Consider the following 19,577-nt stretch of genomic DNA (forward strand, 5'->3'; position numbering starts at 1 on the left):
GCCGGGCGGCGTCTCGCATCCGAGACGCCGCCCGGCGTGCCGGGCTGGCAGGTGCCCGGCGTACCTCGTTCACTGGTGGCATGCCCACCGCCGAGCCCAGCGCGAACCCGCGCCTGCCCATCCACGCCGCCCACGGCACCGAGCTGACCGCGCGCTCGTGGCAGACCGAGGCGCCGCTGCGGATGCTGATGAACAACCTCGACCCCGAGAACGCCGAGAACCCCGCGGAGCTCGTCGTGTACGGCGGCACCGGCAAGGCGGCCCGGTCCTGGGAGGCCTACGACGCACTGGTGCGGACGCTGCGCACCCTCGGCGACGACGAGACGATGCTGGTGCAGTCCGGCAAGCCGGTCGGCGTGATGCGGACCCACACCTGGGCGCCGCGGGTGCTGATCGCGAACTCCAACCTGGTGGGCGACTGGGCCAACTGGGAGGAGTTCCGCCGGCTCGAGGACCTGGGGCTGACGATGTACGGCCAGATGACCGCCGGCTCCTGGATCTACATCGGTACCCAGGGCATCCTCCAGGGCACGTTCGAGACGTTCGCGGCCGTCGCCGACAAGCTCGCCGCCCGAAGGGCCGCGTCGGTTCCTGAGGAGCCGCGAGGGACGAGCGGCGTCTCGAAGGGCGGGGGCACGCTGGCGGGCACCATCACCGTCACCGCCGGCCTCGGCGGCATGGGTGGCGCGCAGCCGCTGGCCGTGACGATGAACGACGGCGTCGTCATCTGCGTCGAGTGCGACCCCGAGCGGATCCAGCGCCGCATCGAGCACCGCTACCTCGACGTCCGGGCCGACTCGCTCGAGCACGCGCTGGCCCTCGCGGTCGAGGCCCGGGACGAGCGCCGGCCGCTGTCCATCGGGCTGCTCGGCAACGCCGCGGAGGTGCTGCCGCGGCTGCTCGAGACGGACGTGCGCATCGACGTCGTCACCGACCAGACCTCCGCCCACGATCCGCTGTACTACCTGCCGATCGGCACCGCGGTCGAGGACTGGGCCGCCGAGCGCGAGGCCGACCCGGCCGCCTTCACCCGGCGAGCTCGGGAGTCGATGGCCGTGCACGTGCGGGCGATGGTCGAGCTGCAGGACCGCGGAGCCGAGGTGTTCGACTACGGGAACTCGATCCGCGACGAGGCCCGCAAGGGCGGCTACGACCGGGCGTTCGAGTTCCCCGGGTTCGTGCCGGCCTACATCCGGCCGCTCTTCTGCGAGGGCAAGGGCCCGTTCCGGTGGGCCGCGCTCTCCGGCGACCCGGCGGACATCGCCGCGACCGACCGGGCGATCCTCGAGCTGTTCCCGGAGAACGAGCGGCTGCGGAAGTGGATCACGATGGCCGGCGAGCGGGTGCAGTTCCAGGGTCTGCCCGCACGGATCTGCTGGCTGGGGTACGGCGAGCGCCACCTGGCCGGCCTGAAGTTCAACGAGATGGTCGCCTCCGGGGAGCTCAAGGCCCCGATCGTGATCGGCCGCGACCACCTCGACTGCGGGTCCGTGGCGTCGCCGTACCGCGAGACCGAGGGCATGCTCGACGGCTCCGACGCGATCGCGGACTGGGCGGTCCTCAACGCTCTGGTCAACACCGCCTCCGGCGCGACGTGGGTGTCCTTCCACCACGGCGGTGGCGTCGGCATCGGCCGCTCGCTGCACGCCGGCCAGGTCTGCGTCGCCGACGGCACCGCGTTGGCGGCGGAGAAGATCGAGCGGGTGCTGACCAACGACCCCGGCATGGGCGTGATCCGCCACGTCGACGCCGGCTACGACCGCGCTGTCGAGGTCGCGCGCGAGCGCGGCGTGCGCGTGCCCATGTCCGAGGGGTGATGGTGGTCGAGGTCGGTCGCAGGACGTCATACGGATGGTGTGTCCTGAGACTCGACAGTGTGTCCTAGGGCTCAGAAGGTATGACGTCCCGGGGGAGTCGCGAACGGAGTGAGCGGGACAGCGACTCGTGTCGAAACCCTAGAGTGGGACCGTGACGACTCAGCCGGCTCGGTCCCGCGCCACTCTCACCGACATCAGCTCCCGCGCGTGGGAGCATCCCGCCGACCGCGGCGCGCTGGTCGCGCTGCGCAAGCTCAAGGGCTTCGACACTCTGCTCAAGGCGATCGCGGGGATGTTCAACGAACGCGCCGTACGCCTGGTGTTCCTGGGCTCCGCGGTCCGCGTCGACGAGCGCCAGTTCAGTCGGTTGCACGGGCTGCTCGGCGAGGTGGGGCGGACGTTGGACGCCCCCGAGCTGCCTGAGATGTACGTCGTGGCCAACCCCGTGCCGGGCGCCGTGACCATCGGCATGAACAAGCCGTTCATCGTGCTCAACTCGGGTTTGGTCGACCTGCTCGACGAGGAGGAGCTGCGGTTCGTGGTCGCCCACGAGCTCGGTCACGCGATGAGCGGGCACGCGGTCTACCAGACGCTCCTGCAGCGGATGATCCAGCTCACCGGCGTGCTCAGCAGCGTGCCGGTCGGTGGCCTGGGGTTCCGCGCGATCATGGCGGCCCTGCACGAGTGGTCGCGCAAGGCCGAGCTCTCCGCGGACCGAGCCGGCCTGCTCGCGACGCAAGACCCCGCCATGGCGTTCCGCGTGCACATGAAGCTCGCCAGCGGCGGCCACCTCGACGACCTCGACGCGACGTCGTTCTTCGCCCAGGGGCAGGAGTACGACGAGGCCGATCTGCGCGACTCGGTCCTGAAGATGCTGCTCGTCGAGAACCGCTCGCACCCGTTCCTCGTGGTGCGCGCGAGCGAGCTGCGCCGCTGGGTCGACTCCGGGGAGTACACCCGGATCCTCGCCGGCGACTACCCGCGCCGCCAGGACGACGACCAGGCGGGCGTCTCCGAGGCGGCGAAGGCCGCGGCGCGCAGCTACTCCGAGACGTTCCGGCAGAGCCAGGACGCGGTGGGCAAGATGGTCCATGACGTCGCCGGCGTGCTCGGCAGCGTCAAGCTCTGGCTCGACGAGCAGCTGCGGCGAGGGGACGACTGAGCGAGTCCGGGGGAGGGTAAGGAAGCCCGGTGAGCACGCCCCTCGGTCGCCAGCTGACCCGTCGCAAGCCGATCCGGCTCTCCGGCCCGCATGCCGGCCCGGACCTCAAGCGCAGCTTCGGCACGTTCCAGCTGATGATGTTCGGCGTCGGCGCCACTGTCGGCACCGGCATCTTCTTCGTCCTCCAGGAGGCGGTCCCCGACGCGGGTCCCGCGGTGATCGTGTCGTTCCTGGTCGCCGGCCTGGGCGCCGGTCTCTCCGCGCTCTGCTACGCCGAGGTCGCCAGCGCGATCCCGGTGAGCGGCTCGACGTACTCCTACGCCTACCACGCGCTCGGCGAGCTGGTTGCGATGGTGATCGCCGCCTGCGTGCTGCTGGAGTACGGCGTCTCCAGCGCCGCGGTCGCGGTCGGGTGGAGCGGCTACTTCAACGAGCTGCTCGAGAACCTGATCGGCTGGCACCTGCCCGACGCGCTGTCGTACTCCCCGATCCCCTACGAGGACAACACCACCGGTCTCATCAACCTCCCGGCCGTCGCGCTGGTGCTGATGTGCATGGTCCTGCTGATCCGCGGCGCCAGCGAGTCGGCCCGGGTCAACACGATCATGGTGCTGATCAAGCTGACCGTGCTGATGATGTTCGTCGTGATCGCGTTCACCGCGTGGAGCTCCGACCACTTCGATGGGTTCTGGGACAAGGGCGCCTCCGGCATCTCGGCCGCGGCCGGCACGATCTTCTTCTCCTTCATCGGCCTCGACGCGGTGTCGACCGCCGGTGAGGAGGTCCGCGACCCGCAGAAGGCACTGCCCCGGGCGATCATGGGCGCGCTCGGCGTGGTCATCACGGTCTACGTGCTCGTCGCGATCGCCGGCCTGTCCGCCCAGCCGGCGGCCGACTTCGGCAAGCCCGACCAGCAGGACGCCGGCCTGTCGGTGATCTTGCAGAACATCACCGGGTCCCAGGTGGCGCCCACGATCCTGGCGGCGGGCGCGGTGGTGTCGATCTTCTCGGTCACGCTCGTCACGCTCTACGGCCAGACCCGGATCCTGTTCGCGATGGGTCGCGACGGGATACTCCCCGAGCGGTTCTCCAGCGTGAACACCCGCACGCTCACCCCGACGTTCAACACCGTGGTCGTGGCGATCGTCGTCGCGTGCATCGGCGGGTTCGTCCCGGCCGACTACCTCTGGGACACGGTGTCGATCGGCACGCTGGTGGCGTTCTCCGTGGTCGCCATCGGCGTGATCGTCCTGCGGCGTACGCAACCGGACCTCGAGCGCCCGTTCCGGGTGCCGCTGTACCCGCTCTCGCCGGTGCTCACGGTCGCGGTCTGCCTCTACATCCTCTCGGGGCTCGCGGCGGTCACCTGGCTGATCTTCGGCACCTGGCTCGTCGTGGTGCTCGCGTTCTACCTCCTCTGGGGGCGCCGGCACGCCACGCTGGAGCGGGTCCGGGACGCATCCGAAGTGCCGGTGGGGAGTCCCCGATGACCGTCCTGGTCGGGCATCCGCCGCGCCGGGCCGACCGCGCCGCGATCTCGCTGGGCGCGATGCTCGCCCGGTCGTTGCACACCGACCTGGTCGTCGTCACGGTCATTCCCGCCCCCTGGCCCACGACCGTCGCCGGGCACAGCGACCGTGACCATGCCGGGTGGGCGCACGCGGAGGGCGTCGCGGCCGTCGACGAGGCCGAGGCCGTGCTGCGCGAGGTCGCCGGCGACCTGAGCTCGCGGGCGCTGAGCGTCGTCGGCAGGTCGGTGCCGGCCGCGCTCCTGGAGCAGGCGCGGGCGACCGGCGCCGACGTGCTGGCCGTCGGCTCGGCACCCGACGGCCCGTGGGACCGGGTGGTGCTCGGCTCGAGTGCCAGCAGGTTGATGCACTCCGCGCACCTGCCGGTGGCGGTGGCCCCGCGCGGGTTCGCCACCCATGCGGTGCCGCGCTTCGACCGGGTCACGTGCGCCTTCCAGGGCGATGGCCGCTCGTCGGAGGTGCTGCGCCGCACTGCCGAGGTCGCGTCCGCCGGCGGCGTCCCGCTGCGCGTGGTGACCTTCGCGGTCCGGGGCCGGACCATGTACCCGCCCGAGGTGCTCGGGGAGCAGGCGGTGCTCGACGAGTTCGTCGAGCACGCGCGTACGGCGCAGCGCGCAGCCGTCGCGGAGCTCGACCCCGCGGTCGTCGTCGACTGCGTGGTGCCGATCGGGCGTGACTGGGGCCAGTCGGTCGGCGCGGTCGACTGGCACCACGGCGACGTCCTGGTGCTCGGCTCGTCGCCGGGCGGGGTGCTCAGCCGGGTGTTCCTGGGCTCGCACGCGACCCGGATCGTGCGGCACGCGCCCGTCCCGGTGGTCGTCGTACCCGCCTGAGCGCGCCGGAGCACCCACAGGACCAGACGCCACGAGGCCCCGGGACGGTGTGTCCCGGGGCCTCGCGCGTGGTTGCCGATGGAACAGCTAGAAGACCCTGCGGCGGGTGCCGCCGATCGGCAGCAGGTTCAGGATCAGCCCCACGACGAGCAGGATGAGCCCGATCGTCGTGAGGACCGGAATGCTGGCTACCAGGCCGATGATCAGCAGGATCAAGCCAAGAACGATCATTTCTTTCTACCTCCCTGTGTGTACCCCCGACATGCGGTACCCCACGGGAGTCCGGCCGCAAACCTTGCGGCCGCCGGATCGGCTAGCCGAGGGCCTGGATCGCCCGGTGGATGTCGAGGGTGCGGCGGGCGGACTCGACGTGGAGGTTCTCCACCATCCGGCCGTTGTAGGTCACGACACCCGAGCCCCGGCCGTCCTCCCAGGCCTGGATCAGACCCTCCGCGTCGGCAATCGCCTGCTCGCTGGGCGCGAACGCCTCGTTGGCGCCCTCGACCTGGCCGGGGTGGATCAGGGTCTTGCCGTCGAAGCCCATCTCGCGGCCTTGCTGGCACTCGGCGAGGAACCCCTCGGCGTTCTTCACGTCGTTGTAGACGCCGTCGAGGATCGCGATGCCGGCGGCACGGGCGGCGAGCAGCGCCGTGTGCAGGCTGGGCACGATCGGTGCCCGGCCGGGCACGTGCTCGGCGTACAGCTCCTTGACGAGGTCGTTGGTGCCCATCACGAACGTGCTGAGCCGCTCGGAGGCCCGGGCGATCGCGAGCGCGTCGAGGATCGCGACCGGGGTCTCGATCATCGCCCACAGCGTGGTGTGGTCGGGGGCGCCGTGGCGCTCGAGAGCCTCGACCAGCTGGACGACCTCGGCGGCGCTGCTGACCTTGGGCACGACGACCGCGTGCGGGCCGGCCTGGGCGGCGGCCTCGAGGTCGGCCTCGTGCCACTCGGTGCCGATGCCGTTGACGCGGATCGTGAGCGTACGCCGGCCGTACTCACCGCTCGCGGCGGCGGCGCACGCGGCCTCGCGGGCTGCCGGCTTGGCGTCCGGGGCCACCGCGTCCTCGAGGTCGAGGATCAGCCCGTCGCAGGCGATGGACTTGGCCTTCTCGAGCGCCCGCTCGTTGGAGCTGGGCATGTAGAGCACGCTGCGCAGGGGGGTGTACTCGCTCACGCGTCGGTTCCGATCTCGTCGTACTGCTTCTTCAGCTCCGGGTCGATGGCGGCCAGCTGCTCGGCGAGCTCGACCATCACCAGGCACTGCTTGAGGGAGGCGTCGTCCTCCATCTTCCCGTCCAGCATGACGGCACCCGTGCCGTCGCCCATCGCCGCCACCACGCGGCGGGCGTGCGCGACGTCCTCGACGCTCGGGCTGAAGACCCGGTTGGCGATCGCGATCTGCTTGGGGTGCAGGCTCCACGTGCCGACACAGCCGAGCAGGAACGCGTTGCGGAACTGGTCCTCGCACGCCACGACGTCGGCGATGTCGCCGAACGGCCCGTAGTAGGGGTAGATGCCGTGCATTGCGCACGCGTCGACCATCCGGGAGATCGTGTAGTGCCACAGGTCCTGCTGGTACGTCGTCCGCTTGGCGTCGACGTCGGGGACGCCCACGTCGTTCTTCGGGGGGTCCTGGCGCACCAGGTAGCCGGGGTGGCCGCCGCCGACGCGGGTGGTCTTCATCCGCCGGTCGGCGGCGAGGTCGGCCGGGCCGAGGCTGAGGCCCTGCATGCGGGGGCTGGCCCCGCAGATCTCCTCGACGTTCGCGACGCCCCGTGCGGTCTCGAGGATCGCGTGCACGAGGATCGGGCGGTCCAGCCCGGCCTTGGCCTCGAGCTGCGCCAGGATGCGGTCGACGTAGTGGATGTCCTCGGCGCCCTGCACCTTGGGCACCATGATCACGTCGAGCTTGTGCCCGATGGCCGGGACCAGCGTGGTGAGGTCGTCGAGCACCCAGGGGCTGTCGAGGGAGTTGATGCGCGTCCAGAGCTGGGTCGGGCCGAAGTCGGTGTCCTGGGCGATCTTCACCAGGCCCTCGCGCGCGGCCTCCTTGTTGTCGGCCTTGATCGCGTCCTCGAGGTTGCCGAGCAGCACGTCGACGGTGCCGACCAGGTCGGGGACCTTGGCCGCCATCTTCGGGTTGCTCGGGTCGAAGAAGTGGATGGCCCGGCTCGGCCGTGCCGGGATCTCGGTCCGGGGGGTCGGAGCCCCCACCGCGAGGGGTCGGAAGAAGTCCTTGGCGCTACGCGATCCGCTCATGGGGCGGAAGGTAGCAGCGGGGTGCTACTCGTCGGTATGACGGATGTCGCAGCGGCTGCGAGTTTCGTCGGCCAGCCGACGAAACCGGACCGGCCGCCTCACCCGTAGGTGTAGAAGCCCCGCCCGGTCTTGCGGCCGAGCAGCCCGGCGTCGACCATCCGCTGCAGGAGCGGGGGCGCGGCGTACAGGGGCTCCTTGAACTCCTCGTACAGCGACTCGGCCACCGCCTTGGTGGTGTCCAGGCCGATCAGGTCGGCCAGGGCGAGCGGGCCCTGCGGGTGGGCGGCGCCCAGCACCAGGCCGCGGTCGATGTCCTCGGCGGAGGCGAACCCCGACTCGTACATCCGGATCGCGGAGAGGATGAACGGGATCAACAACGCGTTCACCACGAACCCGGCCCGGTCCTGGCAGTCGATCGCCTTCTTCCCGAGCGACTCCTCCACCCACGTGCGCGAACGCGCGGTGGTCTCGGCCGAGGTCAGCAGCGAGGGCACCAGCTCGACCAGCTGCAGCACCGGCACCGGGTTGAAGAAGTGCACCCCGATCACCTGGGTGGGCCGCGAGGTCACGACGCCGAGCTTCATGATCGGGATCGAGGAGGTGTTCGACGCCAAGATCGCATCCGGCGCCTCGACCACGCTGTCCAGCGAGCGGAACAGCGCGACCTTCGCGGCCTCGTCCTCCACGATCGCCTCGACCACGACCTCCCGATCGGCCAGGGCGTCGAGGTCGGTCTCCACGCGGATCCGCTCCAGCACCTCCGAGGCGGAGTCGATCTTGCCCTTGGCCTCCGCCCGCGTCAGCGACCGCTCCAGCCGCCCGAGCGCCGCCTTGGCCGCCTCGTCCCCGGACTCCACGACCACCACGTCCTGGCCGGCGCGCGCGCTGACCTCCGCGATGCCCGAACCCATCAGGCCGCCACCGACCACGCCGACGCTCTTCATGACTCTCCCTCGCTCCGTTCCCGCTTGCTCCTCCGATTCCACCAGTGCCGTCGGGGAGGGGGTACGGCGGGTGCCGGTCGCGACGTACGCCGGGCCGCGCGCCGCTCGCGCCACCCCTCGACGGTGGCGTCGACGTCGCGCGGCATGGTCACCAGCGGCGGGCCGGGGGAGAGGGAGTACCGAGCGCGGATGACCCGCTCGTTGAAGTCCTCGACGTGCCGGCGGACCTCCGACTCGACGGCGTACCGGTCGAGCTCGTCGTCCAGCTCGGCGTCCTCCTTGCGCAAGGCGACGCTCGGCGGGAGGACCGTGATGCGCTCGCGCTCGACGAGCTTCTTCAGCCACCAGTCGGGGTCGTGGTGCTCGCCGAGGCCCTCGATCGGCTTGCCCGCGCCGGGCAGGTTGTCGAAGTCGCCGCGCTCCATGGCCTGGCGGACCTGCACGTCGACCCAGGACTGCTGTTGCTCGATCCGGGCACGCGCAGCGGCTCGACCGTGGTCACGGTCCGGGCGGGGGTCCTGCTGGTCGGGCATCGGCGCCACCTCCTGCCCTGCCCAGGCTAGGGCACTAGTCGGCGGCTGGAACCGTCTCGCGGTCCTCGGCCACCACGCGGGGCATGGCGAGCAGCGCGATCGCTGCTGCGACGGCGGCCAGGGCGCACACCGACCACACCGTGAGGTAGCCCGCCAACGGTGCGTGCCCCTCGGTCGGGTCGTCGATGGTCCCGGTCGCCGAGAGCGCGATCGCGAACACCGCCGAGGCGATCGCACCACCCACGGTCTTGGTCGCGTTCGTCATCCCGGTCGCGAACCCGGTGCGCTCCGGCGGCGCCGCGGCGGCCGCCGTCGCCGGCAGCGCCGCGACCAGGGCGCCGGACCCGAGACCGGCGACGGCCATGTTGACCAGCGCTTGCCAGGTGGCGTCGTGGAACGGCAGCCACAACGCGTACCCGGTGGCGACCAGCAGCGAGGAGAACACCAGCGCGCCCCGCGCGCCCAGGGCGCGCGTCGTGAGCGGCAGCGTGAACGCCCCGATCGCCAGGAAGATCACGTACAGCCCGATCAGGGTGGACACGAACCCGGCGCCCGCGCCCAGTCCGTAGCCCGCGACGTCGGGGTCGGTGCGCGCGAACGTCGAGAGCGGGATCTGCGCGCCGAGCACGGACATGCCGAACAGGAACGCCGTCAGCTGCACCGGCCACTGCCCGGGCTGACGCAGCAGGCGTACGTCGATCAGCGGCTCGGCCTGCCGCTGCTCGAAGCGCACGAACGGCACCAGCGCGGCCACGCCGAGCGCGACCAGCGCCCACGCGAGCACGCTCCCCACCCCGTCGACACGGACCACGATCAGCCCGGCCATCACCAGGCCGATCGCGGCCGAGACCAGCGCCAGGCCGCCGAGGTCGAGCCCGCCCGTCCCGGTGCCGGGCAGGTCCTCGATGCCGAACCAGATCACGACGAAGCACGCCGTCACCGCGACGGCGGGCAACGCCAGCAGCACGGTCATCGACGTGGCGCCGACCAGGGCTCCGCTGGTCACGGCCCCGACGATCACCGCGAGCTCCAGCGCGCCGACCAGGACCGCGGCGGACTTGCGGGTGAGCTCGTTCTGCCGGCCGGTGTCGGCGGTGCGACGGAAGATGATCGCGACCTCGAGGGGCAGCCACACGACGTACGCCCCTTGCAGTGCGGCACCGACCAGGAAGGTGGAGAACGATGGGGCGAACGCCAGGACCCAGGAGCCGGCCGCGGTCACCGCCGTCGAGAGCAGCAGCACCCGCTTGTGGCCGACCAGGTCACCGAGCCGGGCCAGCGGCGGCACGACGAGCGCCGAGACGATCAGCTGCGCCGCCTCGAACCAGTTGACGTCGGCGTCGGCGATCCGGAGGTGGTCGGCGATGTCGCTGAAGATCGGGGTGTAGTAGCCCTGGAGGATGCCGCTGGCCAGCTCCACGCAGACCAGGAAGCCGACGACGGCGAAGAGCCCGTGTCGGGGCGAGTGCCGCGGGGCGGTCGAGACGGTCATGCGGGGATCCTCTCGATGAGGCGCTGGTACCAGCGGACGCCGTCGACGAGCGCGTCGAGACCGAGGTGCTCGTCGTAGGAGTGGATGGACTCGCGCTGCGCCTTGGTCATCCGGAACGGCGCGAACCGGTAGACGCGCGGGCAGATCGCGGTGAAGAACCGGGAGTCGGTGGCGGCCATCATCACGTACGGCGCGGCCACCGCGTCGGGGAACACCTCGGCGATCGTGGACTCGAGCAGCGCGAACGCCTCGTCGTCGACCGGCGAGACCGGGCTCGGCTCGTTGCGCTCGACGACCTCGATCTGCACCTGATCGTCGTCGATGGTGCGGCGGACGTGCTCGAGCACCCCGGCGACGGTGTCGCCGACCATGATCCGGATGTTCACGCCCGCCTTGGCCGTGCTGGCGATGACGTTGAGCGCGGGCGAGCCCGAGAGCGTGGTGATCGCGAACGTCGTGCGCGTCATCGCCGCCGGCTCCGGGCCGGCCGCGACGAGTGCCCGGGTCAGCACCGGGCGCAGACGAGCGGCGTTCGCGAGGAGCGGCCGGAGCGCGAGGGTGGCGTGCGGCGCCATCCGGCGGAACAGCTCGACGGTCGGCTCCGGGACGCTCGCGGCCATCGGGGCGCGGTCGAGCCGGGTGATCGCCCGGGCCAGCCGTGCGGTCGGGCCCATCCGGGCGGGGGTGGACGCGTGGCCGCCCCGTCCCTCGACCCGCAGCTCGAGGGAGGTGACGCCCTTCTCGGTCACGCCGACCACGCCGATCGGGGCCCGGACCCCGGGGAACGCCTCCGAGGCGATCGCACCACCCTCGTCGACGACGACCCACGGACGCACGCCGCGGGCCCGGAGCTCGGCGACCGCGAGCTGCGCCGACGTACCCGACACCTCCTCGTTGCAGCCGAAGGACAGCCACACGTCCTGGGCGGGCACGAAGTCCTGCTCCAGCAGCGTCTCGACGGCCTCGCAGATGCCGACCACCGAGCCCTTGTCGTCGAGGGTGCCGCGGCCCCAGATCGCACCGTCGTGGATCTCCGCGCCGTACGGCGGGTGCTGCCAGGGTGCGTCCTCCTCGACGGGTACGACGTCGAGGTGCGCCATCAGCACGATCGGCCGGGCGTCGCTGCGGCCCGGCCAGCGGAACAGCAGGCCGTGGGAGTCGACGCGGGTCAGCTCGAGGCGCTCGTGCAGCACCGGGAACTGCCGCGCGAGCTCGGCCAGCAGCTCGTCGAAGACCACCGCGTCGACCTGTGCCGGGTCGCGGTCGGACACCGTGGGGATGCGGACCAGGGCCTGCAGCTTGGCGACGGCGCGGTGAGTCGCGGCACTGGTGGGTGGGCTGGTCACGGGGGTGAGGCTAGGCCACTCGGCGGCGTACGTCTCGGATGCGAGACGGCCGGGCCGGCTCCGGTCGTTGACCGCGGAGGCTCACACCGATGGACTGGCCTGGTGGCGCCACCGTCCCCGATGCACGACGTCCTCGACCGGCTTGCGCCGGCGCCGCGACGGCGAGCCCGCGGCGCCCTGGTCGCCCGGGTCGGCCGGGTGGTGGCCGATCGTGATCACGCCGACCGGGTCGAAGTCGTCGGGGATGCCGAACGCTTCCCGGACCGCGACGTCGTGATCGGGCGGGATGCCGATGAAGCAGGACGCGAGGCCGGCATCGGTCGCGGTCTGCAGGATCAGCAGGCTGGCCATCGCGGTGTCCATGTCCCAGAAGGGCTTGGGCCAGCGTGCCTCGTCCTCGTCGGTCCAGCCCTTGTCGGGCTCGGCGTAGCGGCTCAGGTAGGCCGCCTTGCTCGAGCACGGCAGGATCACCACCGGCGCGCGCATCATGCCGGTCAGCCACTCGTCGGGGTGCTCGATGTCGTCGGCGGTCGCCTCCCAGAAGGTGCGTACGTCGTCCGCGGTGTCGAGCACCAGGAATGCCCAACCCTGGCTGAAGCCGGCGTTCGGTGCGCGGGTGGCGTTGCGCAGTGCTCGGTCGATGATCGTGGGGTCGACGGGGTCGGTGGCGTAGTTGCGGACCATGCGGCGGCGTCGTACGACGTCCTGGAACTCCATGATGGCCAAGGATATGAGGACAGCGATGCCCGATGACTTCGAGCGGATGTGGGCCGACCTGGCTCCGGTAGGGCGCTCGGCCGCCACCGGGGGCTACAACCGCCAGCCGTTCACGGCTCCGGAGAACGAGCTGCGCGCGTGGTTCCTCGAGCAGTGCGAGGCGCGGGGCCTGCGGGTCGATTCCGACTCGTTCGGCAACCTGGTCGGCTGGTGGGACGTCGGCTCCGGTCCGGCGCTGATGACGGGCTCGCACCTCGACTCGGTGCTCGACGGTGGTGCGTACGACGGCCCGCTGGGCGTGGTCTCGGCGCTGGCGGCGGTCGACCTGCTGCGTGCGCGAGGCGTCACGCCTGGCCGGCCGATCGGGGTGTCGGTGTTCGTCGAGGAGGAGGGCTCGCGGTTCGGCCTGGCCTGCCTGGGCTCGCGCCTGGCGACGGGCACGGTGTCGTGGGAGACCGCGCGGGAGCTGCGCGACCGTGACGGCGTGGCCTTCGGTGACGTGGTGGAGGGGGGCTCCTCCTCGCTGCTCGCGTCGGTGGGGACGTACGTCGAGCTGCACGTCGAGCAGGGCCGGAACCTCGTCGACCGGGGCGCGGCGGTCGGGGTGGCCAGCGGGATCTGGCCGCACGGCCGTTACCGGTTCGACTTCAGCGGCGCCGCGAACCACGCCGGCACCACCCGGATGGAGGACCGGGCCGACCCGATGCTCACCTACGCGTTCACCGCGCTCGGGGCCAACAAGCAGGCGCGTCTCGCCGGCGAGCGGGTGACGTTCGGCCGCATCTCGGTGGAGCCCAACGGCACCAACGCCGTGCCCTCGCACGTCACCGCCTGGCTCGACGCCCGGTGCGCGACCGAGTCGTCGCTCGCTGCTCTCGTCGACGGGATCACCGCGCAGGCCACCGACCGTGCGGGCCGGGACGGGACGACCCTGGTCGTGACCGCCGAGTCGGTCTCGCCGGCGGTGTCCTTCGACGCCGGGCTCGCGGCCCGCGTGGCCGCCGACCACGAGGACGGAGACTGGCCGGTGATCCCGACCCAGGCCGGACACGACGCCGGCATCCTGTCCGCGGCCGGGATCCCCTCCGCGATGCTCTTCGTGCGCAACCCCACCGGGGTGTCCCACTCGCCCGCCGAGCACGCGGAGCTCCCCGACTGCCTGGTCGGCGTCTCCGCGCTGGCCGACACCCTGGAACGGCTCGCTCGGTGAGCGACTCCTCCTCGTCGTACCTGCTCGAACGGGCGTGGGTCGACGGCGCCGTCCACGACGCCGTGCTCGTCGAGATCGCCGGCGGGGTGTTCACCTCGGTGACGCCACGGGCGGCCGACGAAGCTGAGCGGCTCGCCGGGCTCACCCTCCCCGGGCTGGTCAACGACCACAGCCATGCGTTCCACCGCGCGCTGCGGGGGCGGACCCAGCGGGGGCGTGGGACGTTCTGGACCTGGCGCGAGCAGATGTACGCCGTGGCGGAGCGGCTCACCCCGGACACCTACTTCACGTTGGCTCGCGCGACCTACCGGGAGATGGTGGCCGCGGGCTACACCAGCGTCAGCGAGTTCCACTACCTCCACGACCCCGAGCCGGCGACCGGCGACGCCTTGCGGAGGGCGGCGGCCGAGGCCGGCATCCGGCTCACCCTGCTCGACGCCTGCTACGTCAGCAGCGGGTTCGGGGCGCCGCCCGAGGGGGTCCAGGTCCGCTACAGCGACGGCACCGCCGAGCGGTGGGCGCAGCGCGTCGGCGACGGTCCCGCCGCGATCCACTCCGTCCGCGCCGTGCCCCGCGACCAGCTGCACGTCTTCCGCGGCCGCAGCCCGCTGCACGTCCACCTCAGCGAGCAGCAGGCGGAGAACGACGCCTGCCTGGCGGCGTACGGCGTCACCCCGACCCGGCTGCTCCACGAGGAGGGTCTGCTGGGCCCGGGCACCACCGTCGTGCACGCCACCCACCTCACCGACGACGACATCGCGCTGCTCGGCAGCACCGGCACGAACGTCTGTGTCACGCCCACCACCGAACGCGACCTGGCCGACGGCATCGGGCCGGCCCGGCGGCTGGCCGAGGCCGGGTGCCGGATCAGCACCGGCAGCGACAGCCACGCGGTGATCGACCCGTTCGAGGAGCTGCGCGGGCTGGAGATGGACGAGCGGCTGGCCACCCACGAGCGCGGGCACTGGTCGGCGGCCGAGCTCGTGGGCATCGGCACCCGCGGCGCGCGCATCGCGGTCGGCGAGCCCGCCGACCTCGTCACGATCGACACGCGGAGCCCCCGCACGGCCGGCACCGGCGCCGACGAGAACACCGCCGTCTTCGCGGCCACCTCCGCCGACGTCACCCAGGTCGTGGTCGGAGGCCGCGTCGTCGCGACGGCCGCCGACCGTGACGAGATCGGGCGCGAGCTCGACGCCGCGATGGAGGTCCTGTGGCCACGACCCTGATCACCAACATCGGCGAGCTGGTCACCAACGACCCCGAGGCTGCCGAGAACGGGCAGAGCCTGCTCGGCGTCGTCGAGGGCGCGGCGCTCGTGATCGAGGGCGCGCACCTCGCCTGGGTCGGCCGCGCCGGCGACGCCCCCGCCGCCGACGAGATGGTCGATGCCGGCGGCCGCGCCGTCATCCCCGGGTTCGTCGACAGCCACAGCCACCTGGTCTTCGCCGGCGACCGGGCCGAGGAGTTCGCGGCCCGGATGACCGGGACGCCGTACGCCGCCGGTGGCATCCGCACCACCGTCGCCGCCACCCGTGCCGCGACCGACGAGCAGCTCACCAGCCACGTCGCCCGTCTCGTCGCCGAGATGCGTCGCCAGGGCACCACGACCGTGGAGATCAAGAGCGGCTACGGGCTCACCGTCCGCGACGAGGCCCGCAGCCTGGCCGTCGCGCGGCAGTTCACCGAGGAGACGACGTACCTCGGCGCCCACGTCGTGCCCGACGGCACCACCGCGGAGGAGTACGTCGAGCTCGTCACCGGCCCGATGCTGGACGCGGCCCGCGAGCACGCCCGCTGGATCGACGTGTTCTGCGAGCGCGGGGCGTTCGACGCCGACCAGGCCCGCGCGATCCTCACCGCCGGGGCCGACGCCGGGCTGCGCGGTCGGCTGCACGCCAACCAGCTGACGTACGGCGAGGGCGTCCGGCTCGCCGCCGAGCTCGGCCTGGACGCGGTCGACCACTGCACCTACCTCAGCGACGCTGACGTCGACGCGTTGCGCGAGAGCGGCACGATCGCGACGCTGCTGCCGGGTGTGGAGTTCTCGACCAAGCAGCCCTACCCCGACGCCCGGCGGCTCCTCGACGCCGGCGTCCGCGTCGCGCTGGCCTCCGACTGCAACCCGGGCTCGTGCTTCACGAGCTCGTTGCCCCTGTGCATCGCGCTCGCGGTGCGCGAGATGGGCATGAGCCCGGCCGAGGCCGTCCATGCGGCGACGTACCGCGGTGCTCAGGCGCTGGATCGCGACGACATCGGCGCCCTCGTGCCCGGTCGCCGCGCCGACCTCGTCCTGCTCGACGCGCCCAGTCACGTGCACCTCGCCTATCGCCCGGGCGTGCCGCTCGTGGCCGCCACCTGGATCGCCGGCCGCCCGCTGTCCCGCCCGCTGTAACGCGGCGGGGCGACCGGCCTAAGACCCCCCTCAGCCAGCAGATAAGGCAGTTGCCCGATGTGGGGGCCTACCTCAGGGAGCGAGTCTCAACTCGTCACCGAGGAGCTGAGGAGCCCACACCATGTACGAGAACACCGCACACCGCGACTACGTCAAGACCGAGCTGGAGTACCGGCTCAACCGGATCCAGGCCGACCTGGCCGGGCGCCGCAAGCGCCGGTCGCTCGTACGCCGGACGAGGGACGTCGACGGGCTGACCTGGACGACGCTGCGCTGACCGGCGCGCGGCGATGAGCGAGCGCGCGCTGAGGCTCGTCTCCGGTGGGACGAGTATTCAGGAGCACCCGACAACAGAACACGAGATCATGGGCGACGTGGCCGCACACACCACCCGGACCCTGGTCGGACGAGACGCCGAGCTGACGGAGATCGCTTCGTTGCTCGGCGTCCGTGCGCCCGCGGGTGCGAGCGACGCCGGTCCGCGGACCGGGATGGTGCTGCTCTCGGGAGACGCCGGTGTGGGCAAGACCCGGCTGCTGACCGAGCTGCGCGACCTGGCGTTCACGGAGGGCTGGCAGGTCATCGCCGGCCACTGCCTCGACTTCGGTGACAGCGCGCTGCCCTACCTGCCGTTCTCCGAGATCCTCGGCCGGCTCGCCACCGATCTCCCCGATGTCATCGAGGACGTCGCCGGCCGGCACCCGGCGCTCGCCCGGCTCCAGCCCGGCCGCCGGATGATGGGCGCGCCGGACCGATCGGGCGACGACCACACGGCCCTCGACCGTGGTGACCTCTTCGAGGCGGTCCACGCGATGCTCGAGACGGCGGCCGCCCAGGCACCACTGCTGCTGGTCATCGAGGACACCCACTGGGCCGACCAGTCGACCCGCGACATGATCAGCTTCCTCTTCTCCCGGGCATTCGACGGGCCGGTGTCCGTGGTCGTCTCCTACCGCTCCGACGACCTGCACCGCCGCCACCCGCTGCGCCGCCAGGTCGCCGAGTGGTCCCGCTTCGGCGGCGTCCAGCGGGTCGCGCTCTCGCCGCTGCCCGACGACGCCGTCCGCGCGATCATCGCCCAGCTCGCCCCCGAGGGGTTCACCGAGAAGGAGCTCGCCGACATCGTCGACCGGGCCGAGGGCAACGCGTTCTTCGTCGAGGAGCTCACCAGTGCCGCAGCCGGGCCGGGCCGGTGGGTGCCCGCCGACCTCGCCGACGTACTCCTCGTGCGCCTCGACCGTCTCGACGACACGGCGCGCCAGGTCGTCCGCACCGCGAGCGTCGCCGGTCGCCGGGTCAGCCACGAGATGCTCGCCGCCGCGTCCGGGCTCGCCGGCACTGCGCTCGACGACGGTCTGCGCCGCGCGGTCGAGATGAACATCCTGGTGGCCGGCGACGGCCGCTACTGGTTCCGGCACGCGCTCCTGGGCGAGGCCGTCTACGACGACCTGCTGCCGGGCGAGCGGGTCCGGCTGCACGCGCAGTACGTCGCCGCCCTCCAGAACGGTGCCCGCGGCACTGCCGCTGAGCTGGCCCGCCACGCCCGGCTGGCCAACGACCTCGACACCGCACTGACCGCGAGCATCCAGGCCGGCAACGAGGCCTCCCAGGTCGGGGGGCCGGACGAGGCGGCCTACCACTACCAGCAGGCGCTCGAGCTGCTCGTCGACCCGCGGCGCTGTGCGCAGGTCGACCTCGACCTCTCCAAGCTGGTGGTCAGTGCGGCCGAGGCGCTCTCGGCCAGCGGTGACCCCGAGCGCGCGGTCAAGGTGATCGCCGAGCAGGTCGACCGGTTGCCGGTCGACGCCCCCACCACCTGGCGGGCCCGGATGATGTCCACGCAGGCGCTGATGATGCTGATGATCGACGGCGGTGACGACCCGGCCCGCATCTCCGCCGAGGCGGTGGCGCTGGTGCCCGACGGAGACAGCGGGCTGCGCACCCGGGTGCTCGCCAACCACGCCCGTGTGCTCGCCGGCATGGGGCGCTACGACGAGGCCCAGGCCGTCGGCCTCGACGCGCTCCACCTCGCCGAGCGGCTCGACCTGCACGAGCTGGCCTCCGAGGTGATCACCACGCTCAGCGGGTTGAAGAAGGCCGGCCCGAAGGAAGGCCTGCGTCACGCCCTCGCCGACGCGGTCACGCGCGCCGAGGCCACCGGGGCGCTGTCCTCGGAGCTGCGGGCGCGCTACCTGCTCGGACGGTCGTACGAGGACTGGGCGGAGTTCGACGAGACCGAACGGTGGTTCCGCAGCGCGATCGAGCGCGGCGCCGACGCCGCCCGGCCCTACGCGCCGTACGCGTTCGAGGCCCGCTGGCAGCTGGCATGGGTGCTGATGGTTCGTGGCCGCTGGGACGAGGCGCTCGACCTGGTCGACGTCGTCCAGGACTCACCGCCACCGCCGCTCCCGCGGGCGCTGATCGCCCCGCTGCGGATGCAGATCCTCCAGGCCCGCGGGGCCGACGTGGGCGCCGAGGCGCGGGCGCTGCGCAAGTTCTGGGCTCGCGACGGCGGGGTGGCGATCAACGCCAGCGCGGTCGAGATGGACGCCGCGCGCCTGCGCGGCGACGCCGCCGGCGCGGTCGAGGTCTACGACGAGGTCGTCGCGGTCCTGACCCGCATCTGGCACGAGTGGTTCAGCGCCCGCATCCGCCTCGGCGCGGTCGCGATCGGGGCGGTGGCCTGTGCGATGCCGGAGATGTCAGGGGCCGAGCGGGCGGCGTACGTCGACCGTGTCGACCGCATCCATGCCGACGGTCATGTGGTGCTCGACCGCTACGCCGACCCGTCCGGCCACTGGGGTCCCGAGGGCCGGGCGTGGATGAAGCGGCTGGACGCCGAGACGCTGCGGGTGCGCTGGCTGGCCGGCATCGACGCGCCGCCGCTGGACGCGCTGATCGATGCCTGGCGCGACGCCGTCGTGCTGTTCGAGGACTTCGGCCACGTCTACGAGCTGGCCCGGGTGCGCACCGTGCTCGCCGGCATCCTCCGGGCCAGTGGCGACCCGGCCGGGGCCCGTGAGCTCGGGGACCTGGCCCGCGAGACCGCGCACCGGCTCGGGGCGCAACCGCTGCTGGACGAGCTGCGCGCGATCGGCAGCACGGCCGTGCGCGAGGAGTCCGCACCCGACACGTTGACCCCACGTGAGAGCGAGATCCTGCAGCTGGTCGCCCAGGGTCGCTCCAACGGCGAGATCGCCAAGCAGCTCTTCATCAGCGCGAAGACGGTGTCGGTGCACGTGTCGAACATCCTCGGCAAGCTCGACGCCTCCGGGCGCACCGAGGCCGCCGCGATCGCGCGCCGCCGGGGGCTCATCGTCTGACGCGGGGCGCGAGA

At 72.3% G+C, this 19,577-nt stretch carries 17 protein-coding genes; 9 read left to right on the forward strand and 8 right to left on the reverse strand.

The window, feature by feature from the left end:
• Positions 1-80: 80 nt before the first annotated feature.
• The 4 genes from hutU (at position 81) to AC3ANS_RS00945 (ending at position 5,341) form a co-directional block, all read left to right on the forward strand.
• Complete coding sequence (gene hutU / locus AC3ANS_RS00930) at positions 81-1,817, forward strand: urocanate hydratase (RefSeq protein WP_488294305.1); 1,737 nt, start codon at positions 81-83, stop codon at positions 1,815-1,817.
• Positions 1,818-1,968: 151 nt separating this feature from the next.
• Positions 1,969-2,979, forward strand: coding sequence for a M48 family metallopeptidase (locus tag AC3ANS_RS00935; protein WP_488294306.1), 1,011 nt, complete (start codon positions 1,969-1,971; stop codon positions 2,977-2,979).
• Positions 2,980-3,008: 29 nt separating this feature from the next.
• Complete coding sequence (locus tag AC3ANS_RS00940) at positions 3,009-4,469, forward strand: amino acid permease (protein WP_488294307.1); 1,461 nt, start codon at positions 3,009-3,011, stop codon at positions 4,467-4,469.
• Positions 4,466-5,341 carry a universal stress protein gene (locus AC3ANS_RS00945; RefSeq protein ID WP_488294308.1) on the forward strand — a complete coding sequence of 292 codons (876 nt, stop codon included), beginning with the start codon at positions 4,466-4,468 and terminating at the stop codon, positions 5,339-5,341. The genes AC3ANS_RS00940 and AC3ANS_RS00945 overlap by 4 nt, the downstream gene beginning before the upstream one ends.
• 87 nt (positions 5,342-5,428) lie before the next feature.
• Here the strand turns inward: AC3ANS_RS00945 and AC3ANS_RS00950 are convergent, their stop codons facing one another.
• From AC3ANS_RS00950 to AC3ANS_RS00985, 8 genes are all read right to left on the reverse strand, one after another.
• Positions 5,429-5,557, reverse strand: a complete 129-nt coding sequence (locus AC3ANS_RS00950) for a hypothetical protein (protein WP_488296586.1) — start codon at positions 5,555-5,557, stop codon at positions 5,429-5,431.
• A gap of 97 nt (positions 5,558-5,654) precedes the next feature.
• Positions 5,655-6,518, reverse strand: a complete 864-nt coding sequence (locus AC3ANS_RS00955; RefSeq protein WP_488294309.1) for an HpcH/HpaI aldolase/citrate lyase family protein — start codon at positions 6,516-6,518, stop codon at positions 5,655-5,657.
• Positions 6,515-7,603 (reverse strand): HpcH/HpaI aldolase/citrate lyase family protein, encoded by a 1,089-nt coding sequence (locus tag AC3ANS_RS00960; protein WP_488294310.1) that lies wholly within the window; start codon positions 7,601-7,603, stop codon positions 6,515-6,517. The genes AC3ANS_RS00955 and AC3ANS_RS00960 overlap by 4 nt, the downstream gene beginning before the upstream one ends.
• 98 nt (positions 7,604-7,701) lie before the next feature.
• Positions 7,702-8,547 (reverse strand): 3-hydroxybutyryl-CoA dehydrogenase, encoded by an 846-nt coding sequence (locus tag AC3ANS_RS00965; RefSeq protein ID WP_488294311.1) that lies wholly within the window; start codon positions 8,545-8,547, stop codon positions 7,702-7,704.
• On the reverse strand, positions 8,544-9,080 hold the full coding sequence (locus AC3ANS_RS00970) for a DnaJ family domain-containing protein (RefSeq protein ID WP_488294312.1): 537 nt from the start codon (positions 9,078-9,080) through the stop codon (positions 8,544-8,546). The genes AC3ANS_RS00965 and AC3ANS_RS00970 overlap by 4 nt, the downstream gene beginning before the upstream one ends.
• A 34-nt stretch (positions 9,081-9,114) precedes the next feature.
• Entirely contained in the window at positions 9,115-10,572 is a 1,458-nt protein-coding gene (locus AC3ANS_RS00975) for an MFS transporter (RefSeq protein WP_488294313.1), read from the reverse strand.
• Positions 10,569-11,918, reverse strand: a complete 1,350-nt coding sequence (locus tag AC3ANS_RS00980; protein ID WP_488294314.1) for a M20 family peptidase — start codon at positions 11,916-11,918, stop codon at positions 10,569-10,571. The genes AC3ANS_RS00975 and AC3ANS_RS00980 overlap by 4 nt, the downstream gene beginning before the upstream one ends.
• A gap of 81 nt (positions 11,919-11,999) precedes the next feature.
• Positions 12,000-12,635: a nitroreductase family protein gene (locus AC3ANS_RS00985; protein ID WP_488294315.1), complete on the reverse strand. Its 636-nt coding sequence runs from the start codon at positions 12,633-12,635 to the stop codon at positions 12,000-12,002.
• Positions 12,636-12,660: 25 nt separating this feature from the next.
• Between AC3ANS_RS00985 and AC3ANS_RS00990 the strand changes: the two genes are divergently transcribed.
• The 5 genes from AC3ANS_RS00990 (at position 12,661) to AC3ANS_RS01010 (ending at position 19,563) form a co-directional block, all read left to right on the forward strand.
• The gene (locus tag AC3ANS_RS00990; RefSeq protein WP_488294316.1) at positions 12,661-13,845 is read left to right on the forward strand and encodes an allantoate amidohydrolase; all 1,185 of its coding nucleotides are present in this window, start codon (positions 12,661-12,663) and stop codon (positions 13,843-13,845) included.
• Positions 13,842-15,074, forward strand: a complete 1,233-nt coding sequence (locus tag AC3ANS_RS00995) for a formimidoylglutamate deiminase (RefSeq protein WP_488294317.1) — start codon at positions 13,842-13,844, stop codon at positions 15,072-15,074. Before AC3ANS_RS00990 ends, AC3ANS_RS00995 begins: the two co-directional genes overlap by 4 nt.
• The gene (hutI, locus tag AC3ANS_RS01000) at positions 15,059-16,240 is read left to right on the forward strand and encodes an imidazolonepropionase (RefSeq protein ID WP_488294318.1); all 1,182 of its coding nucleotides are present in this window, start codon (positions 15,059-15,061) and stop codon (positions 16,238-16,240) included. Before AC3ANS_RS00995 ends, hutI begins: the two co-directional genes overlap by 16 nt.
• Positions 16,241-16,361: 121 nt before the next feature.
• Positions 16,362-16,517, forward strand: a complete 156-nt coding sequence (locus AC3ANS_RS01005; protein ID WP_488294319.1) for a hypothetical protein — start codon at positions 16,362-16,364, stop codon at positions 16,515-16,517.
• Between the two features lie 97 nt (positions 16,518-16,614).
• Positions 16,615-19,563: a helix-turn-helix transcriptional regulator gene (locus AC3ANS_RS01010; RefSeq protein WP_488294320.1), complete on the forward strand. Its 2,949-nt coding sequence runs from the start codon at positions 16,615-16,617 to the stop codon at positions 19,561-19,563.
• The last annotated feature ends 14 nt before the right edge of the window (positions 19,564-19,577 follow it).

The sequence above is a fragment of the Nocardia sp. 149-1B genome, assembly GCF_057747975.1.

Excerpts from the sequence above, each read along its gene's own strand:
- AC3ANS_RS00945 (WP_488294308.1), top strand. The coding sequence starts at position 4,466 with ATGACCGTCCTGGTCGGGCATCCGCCGCGCCGGGCCGACCGCGCCGCG.
- AC3ANS_RS00960 (WP_488294310.1), bottom strand. The coding sequence starts at position 7,603 with ATGAGCGGATCGCGTAGCGCCAAGGACTTCTTCCGACCCCTCGCGGTG.
- AC3ANS_RS00975 (WP_488294313.1), bottom strand. The coding sequence starts at position 10,572 with ATGACCGTCTCGACCGCCCCGCGGCACTCGCCCCGACACGGGCTCTTC.
- hutU (WP_488294305.1), top strand. The coding sequence starts at position 81 with ATGCCCACCGCCGAGCCCAGCGCGAACCCGCGCCTGCCCATCCACGCC.
- AC3ANS_RS01005 (WP_488294319.1), top strand. The coding sequence starts at position 16,362 with ATGTACGAGAACACCGCACACCGCGACTACGTCAAGACCGAGCTGGAG.
- AC3ANS_RS00965 (WP_488294311.1), bottom strand. The coding sequence starts at position 8,547 with ATGAAGAGCGTCGGCGTGGTCGGTGGCGGCCTGATGGGTTCGGGCATC.
- AC3ANS_RS00970 (WP_488294312.1), bottom strand. The coding sequence starts at position 9,080 with ATGCCCGACCAGCAGGACCCCCGCCCGGACCGTGACCACGGTCGAGCC.
- AC3ANS_RS00985 (WP_488294315.1), bottom strand. The coding sequence starts at position 12,635 with ATGGAGTTCCAGGACGTCGTACGACGCCGCCGCATGGTCCGCAACTAC.
- AC3ANS_RS00990 (WP_488294316.1), top strand. The coding sequence starts at position 12,661 with ATGCCCGATGACTTCGAGCGGATGTGGGCCGACCTGGCTCCGGTAGGG.